This window comes from Roseibium sp. ROS1, from assembly GCF_054658215.1.
Window position 1 is genome coordinate 33868 of record NZ_BAAGIG010000002.1, and the last position, 22625, is coordinate 56492.

A 22625-nucleotide genomic window follows, 5' to 3' on the forward strand; every position below is an offset into this window, starting at 1 on the left:
CGCTATGCTGATTTCCCAGATCCTGGATGATGCCGGCAAACGTGCCGTGGTCGTCCGCAATGGCAGCGAAGCTTCTGTCCTGAAGGGAGTTGCCTCCACCTACGAGCTGGTTCAGGAAGCCATCGCAAAAGGCCAGAGCCTGACCGAATGTATCCGAGGACATGAACTCGGTGCGGCGGTCGACCTGGAACAGCTGGCCTCGGAAGGCCGGTTGCTGCTGCCGATCGACCACCCGGACGCAGCCCATATGCATCTGACAGGCACGGGGCTGACGCACCTGGGGTCCGCGGCAACTCGTGATGCCATGCACGCCAAGGCGAAGAACGACGATGCCAACGTCACGGACAGCATGAAGATGTTCCAGCTTGGCCTTGAAGGCGGTCGGCCGCAGCCGGGCCATGTCGGCGTCCAGCCGGAATGGTTCTACAAGGGCAACGGATCCTGCGCGGTTGCGCCGGGCGGTGATCTTGTCAGTCCCGGTTTCTGCGAGGATGGCGGCGAGGAACCGGAGATTGCCGGGGTATATGTTATTGCCGAAGACGGAACGCCGTTCCGCGTCGGCTTCGCGCTCGCCAACGAGTTCTCCGATCACGTGATGGAGCGCCAGAACTATCTGTACCTGGCACATTCCAAACTGCGTCCGGCCTCCTTCGGGCCGGAACTGATGGTCGGTCCGCTTCCGGAGAAGGTTGAAGGCACCAGCCGGATCTATCGTGACGGCGCAGTGCTTTGGGAAAAGCCATTCCTGTCGGGTGAAGGCAACATGTCCCACACGCTGGCGAACCTGGAACACCATCATTTCAAGTATGACGTTTTCCGCCAGCCGGGCGATCTGCACGTGCACATGTTCGGCACGGCAACGCTTTCCTTCGCCGATGGCATTGGCTGCCGGGAAGGGGACGAGGTCGAGATTTCTGCGCCGGGATTCGGCGTTCCCCTGAAAAACCGCTTGGCTTTTAAGGCTGCGGAAGCCGGGGCGGCTCAAGTGAAGGTTCTTTAGATCATGGCATTCAAACCGGCGAAATGGCCGCGCAAACTGCGGTCGACCGAATGGTTCGGCGGCACCAGCCGTGACCACATCTATCACCGCAGCTGGATGAAGAACCAGGGTCTGCCGGACGACCTCTTCGATGGTCGCCCGGTTATTGGCATCTGCAACACCTGGTCCCAGCTCACGCCCTGCAACGCGCATCTGCGCGATCTGGCGGAGCGCGTAAAACACGGGATCTACGAGGCTGGCGGCTTTCCGGTAGAGTTCCCCGTGTTCTCGACCGGCGAGAGCACGCTGCGTCCAACGGCGATGATGTTCCGCAACCTTGCCAGCATGGATGTGGAAGAAGCGATCCGGGGCACGCCGCTGGATGGTGTGGTCTTGCTGGTTGGTTGCGACAAGACCACGCCCTCTCTGCTGATGGGCGCAGCTTCCGTCGATATTCCGGCAATTGTCGTCACCGGCGGCCCGATGCTGAATGGCTGGTTCCAGGGCGAACGGGTCGGATCCGGCACGCACCTCTGGAAATTCTCCGAGGCGGTGAAGGCTGGGGAAATGACCCAGGAGGAGTTTCTGGAAGCCGAGGCCGCCATGAGCCGGTCCCCAGGCAGCTGCAACACCATGGGCACGGCATCCACCATGGCCTCTATGGCAGAGGCGCTCGGCATTGCGCTGTCCGGCAATGCGGCGATCCCGGCTGTCGACAGTCGACGTCGGGTGATCGCGCATCTCTCCGGCCGGCGGATCGTGCAGATGGTGAAGGACGATCTGAAACCGTCCGACATCCTGACCCGCGAAGCGTTCGAGAACGCCATCCGCACCAATGGTGCCATCGGCGGGTCGACGAATGCGGTCATCCATCTGCTGGCCATCGCCGGCCGTGTCGGCATAGACCTATCGCTCGATGATTGGGACAAGGCAGGCCGGGATATTCCGACCATCGTCAACCTGATGCCGTCCGGCAAATACCTGATGGAAGAGTTCTTCTATGCGGGGGGGCTGCCGGTGGTGATCAAGCGCCTAGGCGAGGCGGGCATGCTCAACAAGGACGCCATCACCGTTTCCGGCGAGACCATGTGGGACCAGGTCAAGGATGTGAAGAACTGGAACGAGGATGTCATCCTGCCGGCGGAAAAGGCGCTGACCAGCCAGGGTGGTATCGCGGTTCTGAAGGGCAACCTTGCACCCAATGGCGCTGTCCTGAAACCGTCTGCCGCGTCGCCGCATCTGATGCAGCACAAGGGCAGGGCAGTGGTCTTTGAGGATATCGACGACTACAAGGCCAAGATCAACGACGATGCCCTCGACATCGACGAGACCTGCGTCATGGTGCTGAAGAATTGCGGCCCCAAGGGGTACCCGGGCATGTCGGAAGTCGGCAACATGGGCTTGCCGCCCAAGGTGCTGAAGAAAGGCATTACCGACATGGTCCGCATTTCGGATGCACGCATGTCCGGCACGGCTTATGGCACCGTTGTCCTGCACACCTCTCCGGAGGCGGCTGCCGGTGGACCGCTGGCTGTGGTGAAAGACGGCGACATGATCGAACTGGATGTTGCGAACCGGACAATCCATCTCGACATTTCCGAACAGGAATTGTCCGCACGGCTTGCAGCATGGAAGCCGTCGCACCATGTTCCGGACAGCGGCTACGCCCGCCTGTTCCATGACCACGTCCAAGGTGCCGACACCGGCGCCGATTTCGACTTCCTGAAAGGCTGCCGCGGTTCCGCCGTGCCGAAGGATTCACATTGATGGCAGAAAAACTGGCGCTGGTGGGCATCGGCAAGATTGCCCGCGATCAGCACATTCCGGCAATCGCCGGTAATCCGGACTGGCAGCTGGAGGCGGCGGTCAGCCGTCACGCCGGCGTTGACGGGATCGATCATTTCCAGACGATCGACGAGCTTCTGGAAAAGCGGCCGGACATCACCACGGTCTCGCTCGCCATTCCACCGCAACCTCGGTTCGAGTATGCGGCCAAGGCCTTGAAGGCCGGCAAGCATGTGATGCTGGAAAAGCCGCCGGGTCAGAGCCTTGCCGAATGCTATGCGCTGGAGGCACTTGCAAGGGAACACGGGGTGACGTTGTTCGCCACCTGGCACTCCCGCTATGCAGATAGCGTACCGGCGCTGAAGGCATTCCTTGCCGAACGCACGTTGAAACGGCTCAAGATCACCTGGAAGGAAGACGTTCGCCGTTGGCATCCAGGCCAGGAATGGATCTGGGAGCCGGGTGGCATGGGGGTCTTCGATCCAGGTATCAATGCGCTCTCGATCCTGACCGAGGTTCTTCCTTATCCGGTTCACCTCACCGGTGCGACTCTGGAGTTTCCGGAGAACCGGGCAACGCCAATTGCCGCCGGGCTGACCTTCGCAGATCCGGTTGGCGCGGAAATGTCCGCCGATTTCGACTGGCGTCAGGAAGGGCCCCAGACATGGGACATCGACGTTGAAACCGACCGGGGCGCCGCAAAGCTGTCACTTGGCGGTGAGAAGCTGGAAATCGACGGTGAGCCCGTTATACAGGGGGCGAACCATGAATATGCCAACCTCTACGTCCGTATGGCGGATCTGGTGAAATCGGGCACGAGCGACGTCGATCTCTCGCCGATGATCCATGTGTGCGACGCCTTTTCTCTTGGGCGGCGCGTCATCACTGATCCGTTCGAATTCTGATCCATCTTCAAAACCAGAAGGTTTGACATGACTTTTATGCCTCACGGAAAGCAGCTTGTTGCAGGGCAATGGGTTGCTGGCGATGCAACATTTACCTCCGAACCGGCGCATGGTGCGTCTCACGCTTTCTCCGTCGGTACCGCCGACCAGGTGGACGCGGCCTGCCGCGCAGCGGAAGAAGCCTTCTGGAGCTATGGCTATTCCAGCAGTGAAGAGCGGGCGAAATTCCTCAATGCGATTGCAGACGAGATTGAAGCCCGTGCGGACGCCATCACCGAGATCGGCACTTCCGAAACCGGTTTGCCGGAAGCGCGTCTTCAGGGCGAGCGTGGTCGCACCACCGGCCAGTTGCGCCTGTTTGCCTCGCATATTCTGAAAGGCGATTATCTCGACAAGCGTCACGACGAAGCCCTGCCGGACCGTCAGCCTCTGCCGCGCCCGGACCTGAAGCTGGTCCAGCGCCCGATCGGGCCGGTCGCGGTCTTCGGTGCTTCCAACTTCCCGCTGGCATTCTCGACCGCCGGCGGTGATACGGCATCGGCTCTGGCTGCGGGCTGCCCCGTGGTCGTCCGTGGCCACCCGGCCCATCCGGGCACCGGTGAGATCGTCGCCGAGGCGATCGCCGCAGCCATCAAGTCCTGCGGCCTGCATCCGGGGGTCTTCTCCTTCATCCAGGGCAATGGTTTCGAGGTCGGCCAGACGCTTGTTCAGCACCCGCTGATCACCGCCGTCGGTTTCACTGGCTCCCTGCGTGGCGGCCGTGCCTTGTTCGACATGTGCGCACAGCGCCCGGTGCCGATCCCGTTCTTTGGTGAGCTTGGTTCGGTCAACCCGATGTTCCTGCTGCCGGCGGCGCTCTCCGCTCGCGGCGAGGCAATTGCAAAGGGCTGGGCCGGATCGCTGACAATGGGTGCTGGCCAGTTCTGCACCAACCCCGGCGTTATCCTGGTGCTGGAAGGTCCGGATGCGGACGCCTTCGTTGCGACAGCAACAGAAGCCCTCGGCGGCATTGGCAAGCAGACCATGCTGACAGACGGAATCGCGGCCGCCTACCGGTCCGGTTCCAAGCGGGTTGCCGCTTCCAGCGGTGTCCGCGAATTGATCGGCACGTCCTGCGAGACCCGTGAAGCCGCACCTTACGTCTTCGAGACAACCGGCGACAACTGGCTGGCCAACGAGGAACTGGGCGAGGAAGTCTTCGGCCCGCTCGGCATCGTGGTCCGCGTGAAGGATGAAGCACAGCTTCTGGAAATCGCCAAGGGCCTGGAAGGCCAGCTCACCTGCACGTTGCAGATGGATGCAGGCGACAAGGACCTTGCCCGCAAGCTGATGCCGGTTTTGGAGCGCAAGGCAGGCCGCGTGCTTGCCAACGGCTTCCCGACCGGTGTGGAAGTTGCCGACAGCATGGTTCACGGCGGGCCTTACCCGGCATCGACCAACTTCGGCGCCACCTCCGTCGGCACGATGGCGATCCGGCGCTTCCTGCGCCCGGTCTGCTACCAGAACCTGCCGGACGACCTGCTGCCGGCCAGCTGAGCCGGGTGGGCGATCAAATGACGACCTCATCCTGAGGAGGACCTTCAGGTCCGTCTCGAAGGATGGGCACCTTGCTCTGAACAAGTGGCCCATCCTTCGAGACGCGCACAAGTGCGCTCCTCAGGATGAGGCGTTTTTTCAAGTTTGAAGCCTCAGATATTCAGTTCGATCTTCCGGCCGGCCAGGATGACGGCGACCATGGCGTCATGAGCGGCTTTCGCGTCTCCGGCCTTGATGGCCGTGACAATGGCGCGGTGACGCTCGACGAACTCGTAGGTTTCCTGGTCGTTGCGCTCGTTGGCCTCGGCAATGAAGAGGGAGTAGAGAGCGGCCTGAACGAGATCTCCAAGTGACTGCAGGAAGCGATTGCCGGAGAGCTTCAGGATCATCTTGTGAAACTCCAGATCGGCCACGGCCACGGCGGCCCTGTCCTTGCCGGTGGCAAGGTTGTCGCAGAGTTTGGACAGGGTCACGCATTCCGCATCGGTTGCGCGCTTGGCGGCGCTGCCTGCCGCCGCCGGTTCGAAGATCAGGCGGATCTCGAACAGGTCTTCCAGAAACGGGCGCTGGTTGTTGAGCGCGGCGTGCCAGCGCAGGACGTCCGGATCGAACATGTTCCATTCGGATGCGGGCCGGACATGGGTTCCAACCTTGGCTTTCGACTGGATCAGGCCTTTTGCGATCAGCGTCTTCTTCGCTTCCCGCACCACCGTGCGCGAGACGTCGAACATTTCCGAAATGTCCGGGTCCAGGGGGATCATCGTTTCCGGCGGATACTCACCTGCAACGATGGCTCTTCCCAGTTGCTCGACAACCTGATCGGTATGGTTTCCGATCTGACTTCCCAACCCGCCGGTGGCGACGAAGGTCATGATTGCGCGGCGAACTCTGTCGCTGGTTTTCTGCGCAGTGTCGTTGCCCAAGTGAGTCCCTTCTGAAGCAAGATGAAGCCGAAGAGCAAACCGCCGATCACGATCTTTGTCCACCAGCTCGAAAGCGTTCCGTCGAACACGATAAAGGTTTGTATCAACCCCATGATCAAAATGCCAAAGAATGTGCCTGCGACAAAACCAGTGCCGCCGGTAAGCAATGTGCCGCCGATCACCACTGCCGCGATGGCGTCGAGTTCGACCCCGACCGTCGCCAGTGAATAGCCGGCGGACGTGTAGAGAGAGAAGATGATCCCGGCAAGTCCGGCAAGGCCGCCTGACGTGGCGTATATGCCGATGGTGGTCCTTGCCAGGGGCACGCCCATCAGCCGGGCCGTCGACAGCCCGCCGCCAAGTGCATAGACATTCTGGCCGAAGCGGGTGCGGTGGGCGACGATGATGCCGACGAGGAAGGTCAGCAGCATGATCATGCCGGTGAGCCGGAAACGTCCGCCGCCCGGAGCCTTCCAGTAAAGCGACTGCAGTGTGTCGTAGAACTCATGGGTGATCGGTACGCTGTGGGTCGACAGTACATAGGCCGCGCCGCGGGCCAGGAACATGCCTGCCAGCGTGACGATGAAGGGCGGCATCTCCAGATAATGGATCATCGCCCCCATCGCCGCACCGAAGGAAATGGTGATCGCCAGTACCAGGACAAAGGCGACCAGCGGATGGATCGAGGTATCCCTCAGGATCACAGCCAGAAAGACGCCGGTAAAGGCGATCACCGAGCCGACCGAAAGATCGATGCCCCCCGAAAGGATCACGAAGGTCATGCCGACGGCGGCTATTCCAAGAAAGGCGTTGTCTGTCAGAAGGTTCGCGACGACCCGTGTCGAAAGCATCGCCGGGTATTGCGACGCGCACAGCGTATAGGCCAGCACGAAAGTCGCGATGGTGATCAGAAGCGGCAGATGAGTGGAGCGGATCATTGCGGGCTTTCTTTCGCTTCCTTGATGGGGTCGGACGGCTGGGGCTCCGCGGAAGCCCGCAAGATGTAAAGCGCGTGTTTCACGGTCGGAGACTGGATGACCAGGATCGCGATGATGATCAGTGCCTTGATGACCAGATTGAATTCAGGTGGCATGCCCGACAGCAGGATCACCGAATTGACCGACTGGATGATCAGGGCTCCGAGCAGCGACGCCATGATCGAGAAACGCCCGCCAAGCAGCGAGTTACCACCAATGACCACCGCAAGGATTGCATCAAGTTCGAGCCAGAGACCGGCATTGTTGGCATCTGCCCCCTTGATATCCGCCGCGACGATAACGCCGGCCAGGGCCGCGCAGACACCGGAAATCAGATAGACCGAGATGATCAGAACACGGCTGTTGATGCCCGCAAGGCGCGAAGAACTCTCGTTGATGCCGATTGCCTCGATCAGCATGCCAAGCGCTGTCTTGCGGACCACTGCCGCAACCGCGAGCCCGAGCCCGATCCAGATCAGGATCGGGGTCGGAATGCCCAGGATCGTGCCGGCGCCAAGGTGGATGAGGCCAGGATCCAGGAAGGTCAGGATTGTTCCTTCCGTCACCAGCTGGGCAATACCCCGGCCGGCGACCATCAGCACAAGCGTTGCGACGATCGGTTGAATGCGCAGGACAGCAACCAGCACGCCGTTCCACAGGCCGCAGATCGCACCGACGGCAAGCGCACCGGTAAGGGCGACGTGCCAGCCATGTCCATCCACGGCAAGGGAAGCGGCAACCGCACCAGCAATTGCCATGACGGCGCCAACCGACAGATCGATGCCTCTGGTCGCGATGACCAGTGTCATGCCGATGCACAGAAGGGCGGTCGGCGCGCCACGATTGAGCACGTCAATCAGATTGCCGAAGAGGCGCCCGTTCTGGAATTCTATCCGGAAGAAATCCGGGAATACCATGAAGTTCAACATCAGAACGGCAGCCAGGATGATCAGCTGCGGGGTGATCCGCCGGAGGGTGTTGTGAACATGTGCGGTCATCAAACGGCCTCCGCCATGGGTTCGTCGGCAATGGCCGCGACAATGTTGGAAGTCGTGATGTCGTCACCGGCAAGTTCGCATACCTGACGCCGGTCACGCAGCACGATCACCCGGGTGGAGTAGGCGACGAGTTCTTCCAGCTCGGACGAGGCCACAAGAAGCGCCATGCCGTCTTCGCGCAGTTTCTCGATAAGGGCGATGATTTCCGCGTGGGCGCCGACATCAATGCCGCGTGTCGGTTCATCCAGGATGAGGAAGGCCGGATTGGTCGCCAGCCATCTTGCCAGCAGTGCCTTCTGCTGATTGCCGCCAGAAAGCAGGCGGATCGGCATGTCCAGGCTGGCGAGGCGAATGTCGAGGGCCTTCACATAGGCTTCCGCCAGTTCATTGACCTTTGCTTTCGGTAGTGGCCGGAACCAGCCCTGTCGGGCCTGCAGAGCCAGAATGATATTCTCCCGCACGGAAAGATCGCCGACGATACCGTCGCTCTTCCGGTCTTCCGGACAGAGCGCAAACCGGTGCGCGACGGCCTCACGCGGGTTCTTGATGGCGACTTTCTTGCCTTCCAGCAGCGCTTCGCCCTGGTCAGCCTGCACGGCGCCAAAGATGATTTCGGCAGTTTCCGTACGTCCGGACCCTAGAAGCCCGGCAAGGCCGACGACTTCGCCCTTGCGCACGGTCAGGTCAAACGGCGTGATCATGCCGCGTTTGCCGAAGTTCGTCAGCTCTATCAATGTGTCACCGGTTGCGGAAGGGGCGCGGTCGTGGATGCGATCTTCCAGCTGCCGGCCGAGCATCAGCGTCACGATCTCGGTCTGGGTTGCATCTGCAAGCAGACGGGTGCCAACCACACGGCCGTTTCTCAGGACCGTTGCCCGGTCGGAGATCTCGAACACCTGGTCAAGGAAATGCGTGATGAAGACAATGGCAAGACCACGCGCCTTCAGTTTTTCAATGACGGAAAAAACAAGGTCGACCTCATCCCGGTCGAGGCTGGCTGTCGGTTCGTCAAGGATCAGAACCTTGCCGGAAAGCTCGACGGCACGGGCAATCGCGACCACCTGTTGTACCGCGACGGAATAGGCCGACAGCGGCTCGGCCGGATTGACGGAAAGGCCGAATTCGGCAAGCAGATCCCGCGCCATCTTCATCATCTTGCGCTGGGAAATGAACCCGTGCCACATCGGCTGGCGGCCGAGAAAAAGGTTCTCCGCAACAGTCAGGTTCGGCAGCAGGTTCACTTCCTGGTAGACGGTGCCGATACCCAGTTTCTGGCTGTCCTGAGTGCTGTTGGGCGAGATTTCCTGACTGTTCAGGAGGATGGTGCCGGCATCGCGCCGATAGGCACCGGTCAGGCATTTGATCAGGGTGGATTTTCCGGCCCCGTTTTCGCCGAGCAGCGCATGCACTTCACCCGGATAAAGGGTCAGGTCCACTGCATCCAGTGCTATGGCCCCCGGAAAGAATTTGGATATGCCCCGGCATTCGAGCACAGGGTCGGTTACGCTCGCCATGTATCGGCTTCCCCCGAAGTCGGACTTCCTGAACCTTGAGATGCCGGGCGGCAGGCCGCCCGGCATCGGGATCGTTCTTAGTATCCCAGGTCTTTCTTCATCTCGTAGATGGCCATGTTATCATCTTTGAGCGTGTAGAGTTTGGACTCGGTCTGGATCCACTTCGGCGGCATCGTGCCATCCGCAAGGTAGGCTTCAAGCGCGTCCAGCGCCGGGCCTGCCATGTTCGGGGTCAGTTCGATCGTGGCATTGGCTTCGCCGCTTGCCATCGCCAGGTGGATGTCCGGAACACTGTCGATCGAGACGATCTTGATGTCCTCGCCGGGCTTCAGCCCTGCCTCCTTGATCGCCTGGATGGCGCCGACGGCCATGTCGTCGTTGTGGGCATAAAGGGCACAGATGTTGGCGCCGCCAACGGCCTTCAGGAAGCTTTCCATGACGACCTTGCCCTGGCTGCGGGTGAAGTCGCCAGTCTGACTACGGACAATGTTCAGATTGTCATGGCCGGAAATCGCCTGCTCGAAGCCCTTCTTGCGGTCGATGGCGGGGCTGGAACCGGTCGTTCCCTGAAGTTCGACGATGTCGCACTTCTCGCCGGCAGTTTCATCAACCAGCCACTGGCCGGCGACACTGCCTTCATGAACCAGGTCCGACGTGACGGCGGTCATGTACAGATCTTCCGGTGCGTCGACAGTCCGGTCAAGCAGCACGACCGGGATCTCGGCATCCTTGGCTTCTTCCAGGACTTCGTCCCAACCGGTGGCAACCACAGGAGCGAGCAGGATCGCATCGACACCCTGTGCGATGAAGGACCGGATCGCCTTGATCTGGTTTTCCTGCTTCTGCTGGGCATCGGCGAATTTCAGATCAATGCCGCGCTTTTCAGCTTCCTGCTTGGTGACAGTTGTTTCAGCTGCACGCCAACCGGATTCAGATCCGATCTGCGAAAAACCGATGGTCAGATCGGCAGCCATGGCGGTCATCGGGACAAACGACATTGCCCCGGCAATAAGCATTGCCTTGAGTTTCATAGGGTCTCCTCCACAAGGTATATTCTCCTCACAAAAATCATTAAGTAATACTTTATTACTTTTGTAAAGCGAGTAGCGTTGTGCGGTGCGAACAGGATAGGTAAGTATCTGTAATAATGAAAAAATGACGATCTGGATTGCCTCTTTCCTTCGTCGTTCCCGGACCTGATCCGGCAATCCACGCCGATGCGGGGCCATTTCCGGGAGGCGTGACAGAGGTCAGGAATGGGCATGGAAACCACGGTCGAGCCATGGGGCGACGAGGAAGGTATGTGGCTCGCCCTTGGTCCTCCCGCTCCAAGTCAAGATCCAGGGTACAGTACACACCACCGTGTGCAATTGCCGAGAGCGGCAAGGATGTTGTTCTGTGGCCCTGCTTTCCCGAGGGAGAGTACCCTGAAAACGACAAAAGCCCGGGCAGCAGAGCCCGGGCTTCGTGAGGTGCGACGATAGGCAAGACTATCCGTCCAGCTTCACCCAGGCAGCGTTTTTCGCCGAAGAGCGGACGCAGGCGTCTACAAAGCGCACGCCGGCAAGTCCGTCCGTGATTCCCGGAACCAGAGAGCTGGCGTCCTTGCCGGACTGGTGGGCACGGATGGCGTCGGCAGCGTCCTTGTAGAGGTTGGCGAAGCCTTCCAGATAGCCTTCCGGATGTCCTGGCGGCACACGTGTGGCCGAGGCGATGCTGTCGAGCATGCCGGCACCACCCCGTGTCAGCAGCTGCTTCGGCTTTCCGAAAGGCGTGTAGTGGAGATAGTTCGGGTCTTCCTGGTGCCACTCGAGCCCGGCCTTGTCGCCATAGATCCGGATCTTGAGATTGTTCTCGTTGCCCGGTGCTACCTGCGAACACCACAGCATGCCGCGCGCGCCGCTGGCGTAGCGCAGCATCACGTGGCCGTTGTCATCCACCTGACGGCCCGGAACGAAGGACTGCAGGTCGGCTGCAAGGCTTTCCGCCGACTGGCCTGTGATGAAGCAGGCAAGATTATAGGCATGAGTGCCGATATCGCCCGTGGAGCCGCCAAGGCCCGTGCGTGCCGGGTCGGTACGCCAATCAGCCTGCTTGTTGTGCTGTTCCACCGTCAGCCAGTCCTGGGGATACTCCACCTGAACGACGCGGATCGTGCCGAGGTCGCCACTGGCCACCATCTCGCGTGCCTGCCGAACCATTGGATAGCCGGTGTAGTTGTGCGTCAGGAAGAAGAGGGCATTGGAGCTTTCCGCAGCCTTCACGAATTTCTTGGCATCGGCCAGGGTTGAAGTCAGAGGCTTGTCGCAGATGACATGGATCCCGCGTTTCAGGAATTCCTTCGCCGCGGGATAGTGCATGTGGTTCGGCGTCACGATGGCAACGGCTTCTATGCCGTCTTTCAGCCGGGCTTCGCGCTTGGCCATTTCCTCGAAAGAGCCATAGATGCGATCTTCCTTGAGGCCGAGCGCGCGGCCAGACTCAAGCGCTTTCTCCGGGGTGGAAGACAGGGCGCCTGCCACCAGGTCGTAGGCGCCGTCGATGCGCGCGGCAATTCGGTGAACGGCGCCGATAAAGGCATCCTTGCCGCCGCCGACCATGCCGAGCCGGATCGGGCGCGTCTGCACGGTGTTTTTTCCTTCGATGGCCATATCGCTCCTCCTGAAACTGTTTCTGTTCTATCGTGCCGCGCGCTGTAATCGATTACACGCGTTGTTTACATACATAGAAACCCCATGCTGAGGAAGCGCGGATGCGCTTTTTCGAGGGAGGGGCCGCTTGTTTTCAAGATTGCAGCCCACCCTTCGAAACGGACCGGGCGGTCCTCCTCATGACGAGAGTGAGAGGTGGCGAGCGTCGTCGCCGACCCGTCCAATTGTTGCCTCGTCGAAGTCAAAACTCTAGTTGATCCCGAGCATTTTCCGGTTGGCTGCCTCGTCACTGCCGCCGTCGGCGAAATCGTCAAAGGCCTTTTCGGTCACGCGGATGATGTGAGCCTTCACGAAGTCCGCGCCTTCCCGGGCCCCGTCTTCAGGGTGCTTCAGGCAGCATTCCCACTCAACCACGGCCCAGCCATCGAAATCATTCGCGGCCATCTTGGAAAAGACGGCTCCGAAATCGACCTGACCATCGCCAAGGGAGCGGAAGCGTCCGGCGCGGTCGACCCACGACTGGTAGCCGCCATAAACACCCTGACGTCCGGTCGGGTTGAACTCGGCATCCTTGACGTGGAACATGCCGATCCGGTCCTTGTAGATGTCGATATTGTCCAGATAATCCAGGCACTGCAGCACATAGTGGGACGGATCGTAGAGCATCTTGCAGCGGTCGTGACCGTTGACGCGCTCCAGGAACATCTCGAAGGTGATGCCGTCATGCAGATCCTCACCCGGGTGAATTTCGTAACAGACATCAACCCCCATTTCCTCGGCATAGTCGAGGATCGGACGCCAGCGTCTGGCAAGTTCGTCAAATGCGGTTTCGATCAGTCCGGCAGGACGCTGCGGCCACGGATAGACATAGGGCCAGGCAAGCGCGCCGGAAAAGGTGGCGTGGGCTGAAATGCCGAGATTGCGGCTTGCGGCCAGGGCCAGTTTGACCTGGTCGACCGCCCAGGCCTGACGGGCGGCAGGATTGCCATGGACATGCGGTGCGGCAAAGCCGTCGAAAGCCGTGTCATAGGCCGGGTGCACGGCGACGAGCTGACCCTGCAAGTGGGTTGAAAGCTCGGTGATCTCGACACCGTTCTCGCGCGCTGTTCCAATGAATTCGTCGCAATAGGTCTTGGAACTGGCTGCCTTTTCAAGGTCGATCAGCCTGCTGTCCCAACTGGGTACCTGAACGCCAAGATAGCCGCAATCCGCGGCCCATTTCGTGATCGACGCCCAGGAATTGAACGGCGCTTCGTCCCCCGCAAACTGGGCGAGAAACAACGCCGGACCCTTTATGGTTTTCATGACATTCTCCAGAAATCGGGGAAGGTGAGGTGAGGTGGAAAGGGCCGGGGTCCCATCGCGAAAGACCCCGGCCTGCTACGTCCCGAAGCCTTAGAAGGGCGAATCCGGGAAGTAGTAGTTTTCAGCATTTTCCGGCGTGATCAGCGTCGCACCGAGAATGTAGCGGCCGGCAACCGGACCATTGGACTTGAAGGCGGCAACCGTCTGGTCCATGGCGGTGGCGATCATTGCCGGCGGATAGAGAACGTCGACCGGAATGAGGGTGTCGCCATCCATGATTGCCTTGATGGTTTCCTTCATGCCGGCACCGCCAACGACGAACATGCCGTCGCCGTCACGGCCAGCCTGTTTCAGGGCGGCAACCACGCCAATGGCGATGTCGTCGTCCTGGGCCCAGACCGCGTCGATGTCCGGGAAGCGGGACAGGAAGTCCTGCATCACTTCAAAGCCGTCGTCGCGGTTCCAGTTGGCGTGCTTGTGGTCGAGCACGTTGATGCCGGAGCCTTCGATTTCCGCCATGAACGCGTCGAAGCGCTCGTTGTCGATGACCGTCGGAATGCCGCGCAGGATGACGATGTTGTCGCCTTCCTTCAGACGGGTCTTCATATACTGCGCGGAAACTCGGCCCAGTTCCGGGTTGTTGCCGGCCACATAAAGATCTTCGATGCCCGGCTGGCTGAGGCCGCGGTCGACGACCGTGATCCATGCACCGGATTTCTTGACGTTCAGCACCGGGTCGGTCAGCGGTTCGGATTCGAACGGCAGAACCACCAGGGCTTTGATCTGGTGAACGGAGACCAGGTCTTCCAGGGCACTTGCCTGTGCTTCCGGATCCGGCGAGTTCACCAGGATGAGATCGACATCCGGATAAAGCGCCTCAAGCCGCTTTTCCGCTTGTTCCGCGTGCCAGTTCATGCCGGCTGCCCAGGCATGGGTCGGGGTCGGATAGCTGACGCCGATCTTGATTTTTTCCTGTGCAACCGCAGCGCCCGCAAAGGCCAGCGCACCGGTTACCGCGATCACTCCCAAAGCTTTCTTCATGAGCATTGCTTCCTCCTTCAATGCTGCCATCTGGACGCACCTCTCCCGTCCGGTGCGATCCGGTATTTGAATTGGGGACGGGTCCCGGTTCGGTTGAAATCAGGTCAGGGGCTTACTTGCTCTTGCGGAGCTTCCAGTCACTGCGCTGAAGAAACACTGCGACGATGATGATCAGGCCCTGCATGGTTCCATTCAGGTAATTCGAGATCACATCGGTGAAGTTCAAAATGTTGCCGATGGTGGTGAGAATGAGCGCACCAAGGATGGTGCCGCCGATCCGGCCATACCCACCCTTCAGCACCGTACCGCCGATAATGACCGCGGCGATCGCCTCAAGTTCCCACAACACGCCGGTGGACGCGGACGCCGAGCCAAGGCGGGGCACGTAAATGATGGTGGCAAAGGAAACGCACAGGCCCTGAATGACATAGGTAAGCGTCTTCACACGGTCCACGTTGATCGCCGAATATCTGGCGACAGCCTCGTTCGAACCGATGGCCGTGCAATAGCGGCCGAACGCGGTGCGGTTCAGCAGCAGCCAGCCGCAGATGGCAACCGCGATGAACACCCAGACAGGGAAGGGCAGGCCCAGAAACGTGTCGTAATAGACGGGCCGGTAGGTTCCGCGAATATCGAAGTTGAGCGACAGGGTTCCGCCATCGGCAAAGTAGGTCACCAGCGAGCGATAGATGCCCATGGTGCCGAGCGTCACGATGAAGGCTTCGATCTTGCCCTTGGTGGTCAGGGCACCGTTCACCCAGCCGGCCCCGATGCCCAGCACGATGGCAAGGCCGCAGCCGAGCAGAACTGTCGGAACGCCGCTGCCCATGGTCTCGACGGCGTTGTTCATGATGATGATCATGACACCGGAAATGGCTGCCGCCATGGACCCCACAGACAGATCGATGCCTCCGGCGGTGATGACGAAGGTCGCCCCGACAGCAATGATGCCGATAAAGGCAGAGCGGGTCAGAAGGTTGGTCAGATTGCCTTCGCTGACGAAGGCAGGGTTCAGCAGAAAGCCGATGATGCAAAGGATCAGAAGGGCAACTGCGGGGCCAATCGTCTTGAAGTCTATGGAAGACCTCTTGGCCGGCTTGGCCGCTGTATCGTCAGACGCGGTCATCATGGTCAATGGAGTTCCTCCCGTTTCAGCCCGGCGGCGTAGCGCATGATTTCGTTTTCGTTGATGTGATCGCCGGTTAGAACGCCGGTGATATGCCCTTCGCGCATCACCACCACCCGATGGCAAATACCGATGATTTCCGGCATTTCCGAAGAGATGACCACGACCGAAACCCCTTCGGCGGCCAGGGCGGCGATGAAGTGGTAGATCTGTTGTTTCGTGCCGACATCGATACCGCGGGTCGGTTCATCGATGATGACGATCTTCGGATCGCATTCCATGATCTTGGCGAGCAGCAGCTTCTGCTGGTTGCCGCCCGACAGCTTGCCGACCGTGATTTCCTTGTCGCGGGCCCGAACGTCGAAGCGGCGGATGGCACGGTTGAGCGCGTCTTCTTCCGCCTTGCTGTCGAGACCGAAATTGCGGACGAATTTCGGCAGGGCGAACAGTGTCAGGTTTGGCCGCATCTTCTTGTCGAGAAGCAGTCCTTTTTCTTTCCGGTCCTTGGTGAGATAGGCCAAACCAAGGTCCCGTGCCTGCGCGACGGTCATGGGGCCGGTGTCGCGTCCAAAAAGCCTGATGGTTCCTGCTTCAAACGGAGCAAGGCCGCAAATCGTCTCGAAGACTGCGGTCCTGCCGGAGCCGATCAGACCCGAAAAGCCCAATATCTCGCCCTTGCGCAGGCTGAAGCTGACGTTGTCGACGGACGGCGCACGCAGGTTCTGGACTTCCAGAACGAGCTCTGCATCGACGTCTGCCTCATGCATGGGCGGGTAGAGGTCGGAAAGCTCCCGGCCAACCATCATCTGGGCCATCATGTCCGGCGTCAGATCGCTGGAGGCACGCGTGTCGATCCACTGACCGTCACGCAGGATGGTGACGCGGTCGGCAATCTCCTTGACCTCGTTGAGCTTGTGCGAAACGAACACGATGCCGACGCCGCTTTCTTTCAGCTTTTCCACCTGGCGGAAGAAAACCTGGGTTTCCTCTTCGGTCAGAACGGCGGTTGGTTCGTCCATGATCAGGATGCGGGCGTTCCGGCTGACAGCCTTGACGATCTCGACCATCTGCTTCTGGGCGATGGTAAGGTCGGAAATGCGGTCGGTCGGGGAAATGTCGAGGCCGATCTCGTCCAGATACTTCCGGACGGTTGCCTGCATGGCCGCCTTGTCCAGAAAGCCGTTGGATTTGATCTCGCGGCCGAGGAACACGTTTTCCTCTACCGTCATCTGTTCGGCGAGGTTGAGCTCCTGGTGGATCAGCACGACGCCGAGTTTCTCTGCGCCACCGTTCGCGGGCAGGTCGGTCTGCTTGCCGTCGAGACGGATCTGGCCGGAGGTCGGATCATGAAACCCGGAGAGGATTTTCATCAGCGTCGACTTGCCGGCGCCGTTCTCGCCGATCAGGGCATGAACCTCGCCAGGGCGGACGTCCATGCTGACACTGAACAGCACGGGAACCGGCCCAAAGGATTTGCTGATGTTCACGGCCTCGATGACCGCTGCCGGAACAGTGGTGTCCACGCTCATTCTTGTTCCTCCCAAGGCGCCAAAGCCCTCTTCCTCAATGGCACCGTGCGTTTGATGTAAACGTTTTCATGGATCGTGTAAACCTTTACATTGGCCTCTGTAAACCTTTTCATTATGTGCAATGCGTTCTATACAGCGTAGATGGCGTTGCGATTCATGGACTTACCACGAGGCCGCACCGCAGCATGTCTGGAAATAGAAAATGAGCGAACCGGGCGAGCGGCCGGCGACCATTGAAGACGTTGCGAAACTGGCGGGCGTATCCATCGCGACCGTCAGCAGGGCCTTGCGCTCGCCGGAGAAGGTTGCCGAGAGCACGCGCAAGAAGGTTACGGCCGCCATTGCCCGAACCGGCTACACCGCCAACGCCATGGCGCAGAACCTGCGCATGCAGCGCTCACAGATGGTGCTGGTGCTGGCGTCTTCCATTGCTGATCCAAACTTTGCCGGCATTCTGACAGGACTGGAAAAAGCGGCAAACGACCGTGGTTATGGTGTCCTCATCGGCAACACCGAAGGTACCAGCGGATTGGAGCAGAACTACCTGCGTTTCCTGTCGACGGGCATGGCCGACGGGCTTGTCTTGCTGACAGGACATATTCCGGTTGCCGGGCAGCCACAAACACCGCTCACCAACCTGCCGCCGATCGTTGCGACCGAGCGTCCGGTCTCGAATCCCGAAATCAGCTACGTCGGCGTGGATGATGTCGCGGCCTCCAAGGTGGCGACCGAATATCTGATCTCCCTGGGGCACCGGCGGATCACCTATATTTCCGGCGGGCCGGCTGACATACGCAGCGATCTGCGCCATTCCGGTTACTTGCAAGGCTTGAAGGAATCGCCCGAGGCACTGCGCGACTGGCGCGTGGAGGGCGACGGCTCCAGCGAGAGCGGGCGTGCCGCCGTCGAACGGCTGTTCATCAAGGACGACCTGCCGACCGCTTTCTTCTGTTTCAACGACAACACCGCGATTGGGGTCATCTCGGCGCTTCAACTGCGTGGCTACCGCGTCCCGGAAGATTTCTCCGTGCTTGGTTTCGACGACATTCCCTTTGCCAACAATTTCACGCCCGGATTGACGACAATTCGCCAACCCCGGCAACATATCGGCGAAAAGGCCATGACAATCCTGCTTGATCGCCTTGCGAACCGGTCCCTGGAAACGCGCACTCATCTGCTCCACGGGGATCTCATCGTGCGCGAGAGCTGTGGTGGCATTTCCCGCAAGCTGAAGTGACGTGCTGTCGGCTTGATGCCAGTGCGCATTAGGCGCTGGCAGACCTTCTGATCGCAATCGATGAACCGACAAGCGTAAGCAGTTGGTTCGTGACCGCCCTGGTTCCCATGTCACCTCCGAATTCCATCGGTCGCAACACATTTTCCTGGAATCCGGTGTCGACTGCGCCGTTGATCAGGTCTGCGGCGTCGGCAAGGGAGGGCTTGTCCAACTTCTCGGCGAGATAGTCCAGCATCAGCGCAGCACTCAAGATCGCGGCCAGCGGGTTGGCCTTGTCTTCTCCCATGATGTCGGGGGCGCTGCCGTGGGCAGGCTGAAACAATCCGGTGGTGTCGCCGATCTCCCCACAGGCGGCCATGCCCATGCCACCCACCAGGCCACCGGCAAGGTCCGAAAGGATGTCGCCGAACATGTTTTCCATCACCAGAACGTCGAACTCCCAGGGCTTGCGCACCAGGTCGAGCGCTTGTGCGTCGACGTAATTGTAACCGACAGGCACGTCGGCAAATTCCGATTTCACTTCGTCGAAGATCTGGCGGAAGAAAGCCAGAGAGGTGAACACATTCGCCTTGTCGACGCATGTGAGTTTGCCCGGATGGCCGCGCTCGCGCCGTTTGCGGGCAAGGTTGAATGCAAAGCGATGCAGCTTGGTGGTGGTTTTGCGCGTGATGCGCAAAACGTCCTGCACTTCGTCATCATTGACTACGAGGCTGCGCTTGTGTGCTGCTGCAGAGTAGAACAGCCCTTCGGTTGATTCTCGCAGGATAACGAGATCGATACCGGCAGCGCGCGGATCGGCGAGCCTTTGCGGTGCGTTGGGATAGGCTTTGACCGGGCGAACACCCGCATAAAGCCCAAAGCGATCGCGCAGGCGCAAATGCGGCGAGATCTCCGTGCCGTTTGCATGTCGGATCGAGGGAAGGCCGATGGCCCCAAGGAAAATTGCATCGGCAAGCCCCGCGCGTTCCTCTCCGCCGTCTTCGATGTCGAGGCCAGTCTCCTTGAAGTAACCCGCCCCTGCCTGGATCTCGTCATAGCGGGGCGCGGGTTCTCCCGTGTGCTTCAAGGCTGTTTCCAGCACGGCAATGGCTGCTTCCGCCACATCGACGCCAATACCGTCACCTTTTATCAGGGCAATTTTCATGGGACTGTTCCTCAAATCCAATCAACGTCGTAGCGCTCGACGATCCGGGCGATCTGGTCCGGATTGAGCGCCGTTGCGGCAGTGCCGCGAAGCAGAAGGGCAAGCCTGGCTGTTGCTTCCAGCTCTTCCATGGCATGGACGGCGGCGGCCAGATCCCGGCCGGCAACAACGGGCCCGTGGTTGGCCAGCAGAACGGCAGAGCGACGGCCCGCAAGTCCTCGGACCGCGTCTCCCATTGCCGGATCTCCCGGCACGAAAAACGGCAGAAGCTTCACCTTGCCGAGCTGCATGATCCCGTAGGCCGTCAGGGGTGGCAGAACGTTGTCCGGATCGATCTCCGGCAACAGGGAAAGTGCGACCGAGTGACACGAATGCAGATGCACGACCGCACCTGCCGAATGGCGGGTCTCGTAAAAGGCCGTGTGAAGCGGGATTTCCTTCGTCGGCCTGTCACCCGAAAGCAGTTCGCCCTGGACAGAAAGATGGCTGATCCGGGCCGGGTCCAGAAACCCCATGGAGGAGCCGGTCGGGGTAACGAGCAATGTGCCATCCGACAGACGAACGGAGAGATTGCCGGTCGATCCATGTGTCAAACCACGGTCGAACATCGATTTTGCCATCAGGCAAATCTGTTCGCGGGTGGTTGCGCTTTCGCTCATCGGCTTGTCTCCAGAACGCTGAGCGCCTCGGAGAAGAAGTTCGGGCCACCGAAGTTGCCGGATTTCAGCGCCAGCGCCAGCGGCTGACCGCTCACCTTGAGCGCGGGAACACCCGGCGCAATCTTCGGACCGATATCCAGCGTGTTTGCCCCGAGACCGGAAACAACGGCCCCTGACGTTTCGCCGCCGGCGACCACCATTCGGCTGACACCGGCGTTGAACAGCGACGCCGCCAGATCGGAAAAAAACTGCTCAATCGCCGCCGCGCTTTTTTCCCTGCCGTATTTTTGTTGGGCAGCACTCACCACCTCCGGGTCGGCGGAGGAATAAAGCAGGGGCGAAGCGTCCTGGCGAAGTACCCAGCCGGCGATTTCCTGCACCGACAGTGCCTTCGCCATGATGTCGTCGACAGTCAGTTCACGCGAGGGCGCAATGGCCTTGTAGCTCGCCACCTGGGCGCGAGTTGCCATTGAACATGAACCGGACAGAACCACGGCTCTGCCCGAATGTCCGGTCCAGTTGGCGACCGCAGGCGCGTGGCCAAAGTTCTTGGGCAAGCCGAGGGCTATGCCTGAGCCTCCGACAAGAAGCTTTCGTGCCGCGATTGCCCGCCCAATGGTCGCAAGATCATCGTTGCGGATTGCATCCACAATCACCATCGACTTGCCGTCGGCAGGGCAGGCGAGGTTGATTGCGGCCGGACCATCTGCCACGTGATCGAGGGAGACATGACCGACTGCCCAGGACGTCTGACGAACCAGCACCCGCCGGATGTCCGGGTCGCCCATTGGCGTCAACGGATGGTGGCGCATGCCGCTTTCGCTCAAAAGCCTGTCTGCGACGAAGAGATGTCCCTGGTAGACGGTTCGTCCGTTTTCCGGAAAGGCCGGGCAGACGATCACACATGTCTCGCCAAGCCTGTCGGCAAGGGCTTCCGCCACTGGGCCGATATTGCCTTCGTCGGTCGAATCGAACGTCGAACAGATTTTGAAGACAATCTGCTTGCATCCCTGATCGGTCAGCCAGTCGCAGGCTCGCAGGGACTGGGCAACTGCCTCTGCAGCTGGGATCGTTCGGGACTTCAGACTGATGATGCCGGCGTCCACCGACGCAAGTGCCGGAACATCGGGCACACCGACATATTGAGCCGCCGTCATGCCGCCTTCCGACAGCATCAATGCAATGTCGGAGGCTCCGGTAAAATCATCCGCGATCACGCCCAGCTTCATGAGCGGATCCCCTTGAACGGACCACGGTCGAGACGGAAGATGTGTTCCGGGCCGTGTTGCGGAAAGAGCGTTCGCACCAGGGGATCATGTCCCGGCACAACAAGGTCTATCGAGCTGGCAAGGTGCTGAATGGTTCCAAACCCATCCAGCATGTCCTGCATGTCGACAACGATCGGGAACGGTTTGGCTTCCAGGAAATTCTCGTAGTAGTGGGCTGCGTCGGAAGCCAGGCACATCCAGCCGGCTTCTGTCAGTACACGAACCGCCTGCAATCCCTTGCTGTGCCCGCCAATGCGATGAACTGTAAGTCCTTCCCGGACTTCGCCATCTCCTTCATGAAAGATTACCCGGCCAGAGTAGAGCCTTTGCACAGCTTCACAGACATGGTCCGCGGTGTAGGGAGCCTTCATCGCGCCCTGGCACATGCAGGGACCTGTGGCGAAAGCCATTTCCGCTGCCTGCAGATGGATGGTGGCATTGGGAAAATGCTTCAAGCCGCCCGCGTGGTCATAATGCAGATGGGTGACGATGATGGTCGTCACTGCCTCAGGTTCAATGCCGAGAGGGGCCAGGGCCTCTACCGGATTGAGCCGGACAGGACGGCCGCGCCGCGCGCCTTCCTCGCCGTCGTAACCTGTGTCGACCAGAATGATCTCGTCCTGCTGCCGCAGCACCCAGATGAAGTAATCCATCTCGTGTGGCTGGTCGTGGTTGTCGTCGAACAGGAAACTGTCCTTGCGCGTGCGCGCATTCCTGTCGGCATATTTGACCGCGAAAACCTGCCAGGGGCTCATGAGGCCACCTTCGCGTAGGTTCGAACCGTTTTCTGCGCGATCATCCCGGCAACCTTTGCATCGAACGACTTGAAGTGAGGGGTTTGCAGATGCGCCTGAAAGGCGTCGGCATCGTCATAAAGTTCATAGAGAAACACATCGCCGGGGCGATCAGGGTCGGTGCAGACGTCGAATTGCCTGCATCCGGGTTCGTCCTTCAGGGACGCTTCGGCGTTTGCGATCATGAGCGGCAGAAAATCCTCCACCGCCTCGGCCTTGATCTGAAACACCACCGTTACGGCATACATGTTCTT

The 22625-nt window shown here is 60.1% G+C and carries 20 protein-coding genes; 5 read left to right on the top strand and 15 right to left on the bottom strand.

The window, feature by feature from the left end:
- Positions 1 to 4 precede the first annotated feature (4 nt).
- The 4 genes from araD1 to ACYQ6M_RS08400 are packed head-to-tail and all read left to right on the top strand — an operon-like array spanning position 5 to position 5205.
- A complete protein-coding gene (gene araD1 / locus ACYQ6M_RS08385) occupies positions 5 to 1000 on the top strand; it encodes an AraD1 family protein (RefSeq protein ID WP_022999984.1) in 996 nt (331 codons plus the stop codon).
- A gap of 3 nt (positions 1001 to 1003) precedes the next feature.
- Entirely contained in the window at positions 1004 to 2746 is a 1743-nt protein-coding gene (araD, locus tag ACYQ6M_RS08390; RefSeq protein WP_460073255.1) for an L-arabinonate dehydratase, read from the top strand.
- Positions 2746 to 3669: a Gfo/Idh/MocA family protein gene (locus ACYQ6M_RS08395; protein WP_055658462.1), complete on the top strand. Its 924-nt coding sequence runs from the start codon at positions 2746 to 2748 to the stop codon at positions 3667 to 3669. The genes araD and ACYQ6M_RS08395 overlap by 1 nt, the downstream gene beginning before the upstream one ends.
- A gap of 27 nt (positions 3670 to 3696) precedes the next feature.
- Complete coding sequence (locus ACYQ6M_RS08400) at positions 3697 to 5205, top strand: aldehyde dehydrogenase (NADP(+)) (RefSeq protein ID WP_460073257.1); 1509 nt, start codon at positions 3697 to 3699, stop codon at positions 5203 to 5205.
- Between the two features lie 152 nt (positions 5206 to 5357).
- Here the strand turns inward: ACYQ6M_RS08400 and ACYQ6M_RS08405 are convergent, their stop codons facing one another.
- The 10 genes from ACYQ6M_RS08405 to ACYQ6M_RS08450 form a co-directional block, all read right to left on the bottom strand.
- Positions 5358 to 6128 carry a FadR/GntR family transcriptional regulator gene (locus tag ACYQ6M_RS08405; RefSeq protein ID WP_208984467.1) on the bottom strand — a complete coding sequence of 257 codons (771 nt, stop codon included), beginning with the start codon at positions 6126 to 6128 and terminating at the stop codon, positions 5358 to 5360.
- Entirely contained in the window at positions 6074 to 7063 is a 990-nt protein-coding gene (gene yjfF / locus ACYQ6M_RS08410) for a galactofuranose ABC transporter, permease protein YjfF (protein ID WP_460074616.1), read from the bottom strand. Before yjfF ends, ACYQ6M_RS08405 begins: the two co-directional genes overlap by 55 nt.
- The gene (locus ACYQ6M_RS08415) at positions 7063 to 8103 is read right to left on the bottom strand and encodes an ABC transporter permease (protein WP_055658468.1); all 1041 of its coding nucleotides are present in this window, start codon (positions 8101 to 8103) and stop codon (positions 7063 to 7065) included. Before ACYQ6M_RS08415 ends, yjfF begins: the two co-directional genes overlap by 1 nt.
- Complete coding sequence (locus ACYQ6M_RS08420; RefSeq protein WP_460073260.1) at positions 8103 to 9617, bottom strand: sugar ABC transporter ATP-binding protein; 1515 nt, start codon at positions 9615 to 9617, stop codon at positions 8103 to 8105. Before ACYQ6M_RS08420 ends, ACYQ6M_RS08415 begins: the two co-directional genes overlap by 1 nt.
- A gap of 77 nt (positions 9618 to 9694) precedes the next feature.
- On the bottom strand, positions 9695 to 10648 hold the full coding sequence (gene ytfQ / locus ACYQ6M_RS08425) for a galactofuranose ABC transporter, galactofuranose-binding protein YtfQ (protein ID WP_460073262.1): 954 nt from the start codon (positions 10646 to 10648) through the stop codon (positions 9695 to 9697).
- Positions 10649 to 11107: 459 nt separating this feature from the next.
- Positions 11108 to 12268 (bottom strand): Gfo/Idh/MocA family protein, encoded by a 1161-nt coding sequence (locus tag ACYQ6M_RS08430; RefSeq protein ID WP_460073264.1) that lies wholly within the window; start codon positions 12266 to 12268, stop codon positions 11108 to 11110.
- 249 nt (positions 12269 to 12517) lie between these two features.
- Positions 12518 to 13573: a sugar phosphate isomerase/epimerase family protein gene (locus tag ACYQ6M_RS08435; RefSeq protein WP_022999994.1), complete on the bottom strand. Its 1056-nt coding sequence runs from the start codon at positions 13571 to 13573 to the stop codon at positions 12518 to 12520.
- A 90-nt stretch (positions 13574 to 13663) separates the two neighbouring features.
- A complete protein-coding gene (locus ACYQ6M_RS08440) occupies positions 13664 to 14644 on the bottom strand; it encodes a substrate-binding domain-containing protein (protein WP_460073266.1) in 981 nt (326 codons plus the stop codon).
- Positions 14645 to 14726: 82 nt separating this feature from the next.
- Complete coding sequence (locus tag ACYQ6M_RS08445; RefSeq protein WP_022999996.1) at positions 14727 to 15743, bottom strand: ABC transporter permease; 1017 nt, start codon at positions 15741 to 15743, stop codon at positions 14727 to 14729.
- A gap of 2 nt (positions 15744 to 15745) precedes the next feature.
- Positions 15746 to 17269: a sugar ABC transporter ATP-binding protein gene (locus tag ACYQ6M_RS08450; protein WP_460073269.1), complete on the bottom strand. Its 1524-nt coding sequence runs from the start codon at positions 17267 to 17269 to the stop codon at positions 15746 to 15748.
- A gap of 202 nt (positions 17270 to 17471) precedes the next feature.
- Here ACYQ6M_RS08450 and ACYQ6M_RS08455 point away from each other — a divergent pair, with 202 nt between their 5' ends.
- On the top strand, positions 17472 to 18506 hold the full coding sequence (locus tag ACYQ6M_RS08455; RefSeq protein ID WP_055658472.1) for a LacI family DNA-binding transcriptional regulator: 1035 nt from the start codon (positions 17472 to 17474) through the stop codon (positions 18504 to 18506).
- A 28-nt stretch (positions 18507 to 18534) separates the two neighbouring features.
- Here the strand turns inward: ACYQ6M_RS08455 and ACYQ6M_RS08460 are convergent, their stop codons facing one another.
- From ACYQ6M_RS08460 to ACYQ6M_RS08480, 5 genes are read right to left on the bottom strand one after another with little or no spacing between them, the layout of a single operon-like run.
- Positions 18535 to 19650: an isocitrate/isopropylmalate dehydrogenase family protein gene (locus tag ACYQ6M_RS08460; RefSeq protein WP_055658474.1), complete on the bottom strand. Its 1116-nt coding sequence runs from the start codon at positions 19648 to 19650 to the stop codon at positions 18535 to 18537.
- A gap of 11 nt (positions 19651 to 19661) precedes the next feature.
- Positions 19662 to 20309, bottom strand: a complete 648-nt coding sequence (gene otnC, locus ACYQ6M_RS08465) for a 3-oxo-tetronate 4-phosphate decarboxylase (RefSeq protein ID WP_023000000.1) — start codon at positions 20307 to 20309, stop codon at positions 19662 to 19664.
- Positions 20306 to 21538 carry a 3-oxo-tetronate kinase gene (otnK, locus tag ACYQ6M_RS08470; RefSeq protein ID WP_460073272.1) on the bottom strand — a complete coding sequence of 411 codons (1233 nt, stop codon included), beginning with the start codon at positions 21536 to 21538 and terminating at the stop codon, positions 20306 to 20308. The genes otnC and otnK overlap by 4 nt, the downstream gene beginning before the upstream one ends.
- Positions 21535 to 22332, bottom strand: coding sequence for an N-acyl homoserine lactonase family protein (locus tag ACYQ6M_RS08475; RefSeq protein ID WP_209168687.1), 798 nt, complete (start codon positions 22330 to 22332; stop codon positions 21535 to 21537). Before ACYQ6M_RS08475 ends, otnK begins: the two co-directional genes overlap by 4 nt.
- Entirely contained in the window at positions 22329 to 22619 is a 291-nt protein-coding gene (locus tag ACYQ6M_RS08480; RefSeq protein WP_023000003.1) for a putative quinol monooxygenase, read from the bottom strand. The genes ACYQ6M_RS08475 and ACYQ6M_RS08480 overlap by 4 nt, the downstream gene beginning before the upstream one ends.
- Positions 22620 to 22625 lie beyond the last annotated feature (6 nt).